Raw genomic sequence first — 1,352 nt, forward strand, 5'->3', positions numbered from 1 at the left:
CCGTTAGTGTTATCGAATATATAAAATAGTAAATAAGTTTTAAATTATTGTAGTTAAACCATATTTAGACCCTATAAATAATATATTTATAGGGTCAATTTAAGACTAATTTTGATATGTTTTAAAAACTCTTAAAAAATTAAACAAATAAATATTAACATATCTATTATGTTTTACTTTAATTTTCCATATGGGAATACCAAATATTGAATAACAAATAGTATTTTTATATGTTTTTTTCTTATATAGTGGTATGAAACCAAACAACTTAATAATAAAATATTTTTTTTCATATGGTTGACTTGTTTGTGTTTGTGTTTGTGTTTGTGTTTGTGTTTGTGTTTCTTTTTCTTTTTCTGTTTGTCCTATTACATAATGAAATCTTCCCAAAAAATCGAAAAAACCATCAGAATAAATCAATAAATTACATAACGTAACCTCTTGTTGATTATAAACCTCAGGGTTATTTTTAATGGCATCTTCCATTTTAACCATTAAGTTTTTAAAAGCCAGATAATACCTTGGTTGGTCTATATGTTGATTAAAACAAACTTCAAAAATTCTATAAAACATCACGTTGACTTTATTTTCAAGACCATTTAGTTTTAAATAATCATATAAATCTTCCAAGGCATCAGGCAATTCAAAATTTTTGAATAAAACTAAACTTGTTAATGAAACATCTTTAATAAATAAACGACGCCAGTAGTTATTATTAGCGCTATTATTATCAGACATGATATAAAAATGCTTTACGTGCGCTAAAAGCTTAGTTGTATAAGGAATATTATCAGTTTGAAATCCTTCAATAAATCTAATAGAGAATTGATCTAAGAATTTTTTCCGATAAATTCTACCCCACATAGGAATATTCGTGTCCATTTCAGGCTTCTTATTATAATCTTTGATAGTATAATCACCTTTTGACATCAGTTCAGAGGTATCAGAAAGTATTTCAATTTTATCCGTTTTTTCATCTATTAAATAATTTATTGCATTGTAATTGATTACTAAATTATATTTTTCCCCTTCTGGATCCAATTGTTCTATTGCCGCAACCATGCTTTTAATCCAATCTCTTTCAACCCAATCATCAGGGTCAACAAAACAAATAAAATCACCCGTTGCATGATCTAAACTAACATTACGCCCACTACATAATTTTTTATTCTCTTTTAAAGTTACAATTTTTATTCGAGGATCCTTTTCCTGATATTTCAATAAAATTTCGCCACACTTATCAGGAGAGCCATTATCAACACAAACTATTTCTAGATTCTTATAGCTTTGAGCTAATATACTATCTAAACATTCCTCCAAGTATTTATCTACTTTATATATAGTTAATAAAA

At 26.3% G+C, this 1,352-nt stretch carries 1 protein-coding gene; it reads right to left on the reverse strand.

Annotated features, from left to right (window positions below; translation table 11 throughout):
* Window positions 1–105: 105 nt before the first annotated feature.
* The coding region (locus A9G11_RS06150; RefSeq protein ID WP_141674359.1) for a glycosyltransferase family 2 protein at window positions 106–1,352 on the reverse strand (1,247 nt) is incomplete at its 5' end.

This window comes from Gilliamella sp. wkB108 (assembly GCF_001690195.1).
Taxonomy (GTDB): Bacteria; Pseudomonadota; Gammaproteobacteria; order Enterobacterales; family Orbaceae; genus Gilliamella; species Gilliamella apicola_L.